The 1,378-nt window shown below is 57.3% G+C and carries 1 rRNA gene (running past one end of the window); it reads left to right on the top strand.

The features are described 5' to 3' along the window. Positions 1–83 precede the first annotated feature (83 nt). Positions 84–1,378: ribosomal RNA gene (locus tag AB0M95_RS40760) — 23S ribosomal RNA — on the top strand; it runs 1,493 nt beyond the window's last position.

Below are 1,378 nucleotides of genomic sequence, written 5' to 3'. Positions count from 1 at the left end.
GGGGTGTGGGTGTCTGGTGGTGGGTGGGGCTGGTGGTCTCGTTTGTTGTTTGTGAATTGCATAGTGGACGCGAGCATCTTTGTGGCCAAGTTTTTTAGGGCACACGGTGGATGCCTTGGCATCAGGAGCCGATGAAGGACGTGGGAGGCTGCGTTAAGCCTCGGGGAGTCGCCAACCAGACGTTGATCCGGGGATGTCCGAATGGGGAAACCTGGCACCAGTCATGTGGTGTCGCCGCCGTCTGAATGTATAGGGCGGTTGGTGGTAACGCGGGGAAGTGAAACATCTCAGTACCCGTAGGAAGAGAAAACAACAGTGATTCCGTGAGTAGTGGTGAGCGAAAGCGGATGAGGCTAAACCATGCGCGTGTGATAGCCGGCGGGTGTTGCGTGTGTGGGGTTGTGGGACCCTCGTGGAGTGGCCGCTGCCGCTTCGTGAAGTGATAAACCGATGTGATAGCCGAAGCCTCTGGGAAGGGGCGCCGTAGACCGTGAGAGCCGGGTAGGTGAAATCGTGTCGGCTTCTTGAGGGGATCCCAAGTAGCACGGGGCTCGAGGAATCCTGTGTGAATCTGCCAGGACCACCTGGTAAGCCTGAATACTCCCTGATGACCGATAGTGCACGAGTACCGTGAGGGAAAGGTGAAAAGCGCCCCGGTGAGGGGTTGTGAAATAGTACCTGAAACCGTGTGCCTACAAGCCGTAGGAGCGTAGGCGGGCTTGCCCGTCTGTGATGTGACTGCGTGCCTTTTGAAGAATGAGCCTGCGAGTCATGGTGTGTGGCGAGGTTAACCCGTGTGGGGGAGCCGTAGCGAAAGCGAGTCTGAATAGGGCGCCGAAGTCGCATGCTGTGGACCCGAAGCGGGGTGATCTACGCATGGGCAGGTTGAAGCGCGGGTAAGACCGTGTGGAGGACCGAACCCACCAGGGTTGAAAACCTGGGGGATGATCTGTGTGTAGGGGTGAAAGGCCAATCAAACTCCGTGATAGCTGGTTCTCCCCGAAATGCATTTAGGTGCAGCGTTGCGTGTTTCTTGCCGGAGGTAGAGCACTGGATGGCTGATGGGCCTTACCGGGTTACTGACGTCAGCCAAACTCCGAATGCCGGTAAGTGAGAGCGTGGCAGTGAGACTGCGGGGGATAAGCTCCGTGGTCGAGAGGGAAACAGCCCAGACCACCGACTAAGGCCCCTAAGCGTGTGCTAAGTGGGAAAGGATGTGGAGTCGCAGTGACAACCAGGAGGTTGGCTTAGAAGCAGCCATCCTTGAAAGAGTGCGTAATAGCTCACTGGTCAAGTGATTCTGCGCCGACAATGTAGCGGGGCTTAAGTACGCCGCCGAAGTCGTGGCATTCACACGTGTAGCCAGGCATGGGTTTCT

This window comes from Sphaerisporangium sp. NPDC051017 (assembly GCF_040683095.1).
Classification (GTDB): domain Bacteria; phylum Actinomycetota; class Actinomycetes; order Streptosporangiales; family Streptosporangiaceae; genus Sphaerisporangium.
The sequence above is the reverse complement of the archived record's forward strand: the minus strand, read 5'-3'. Positions and strand labels throughout refer to the sequence as shown.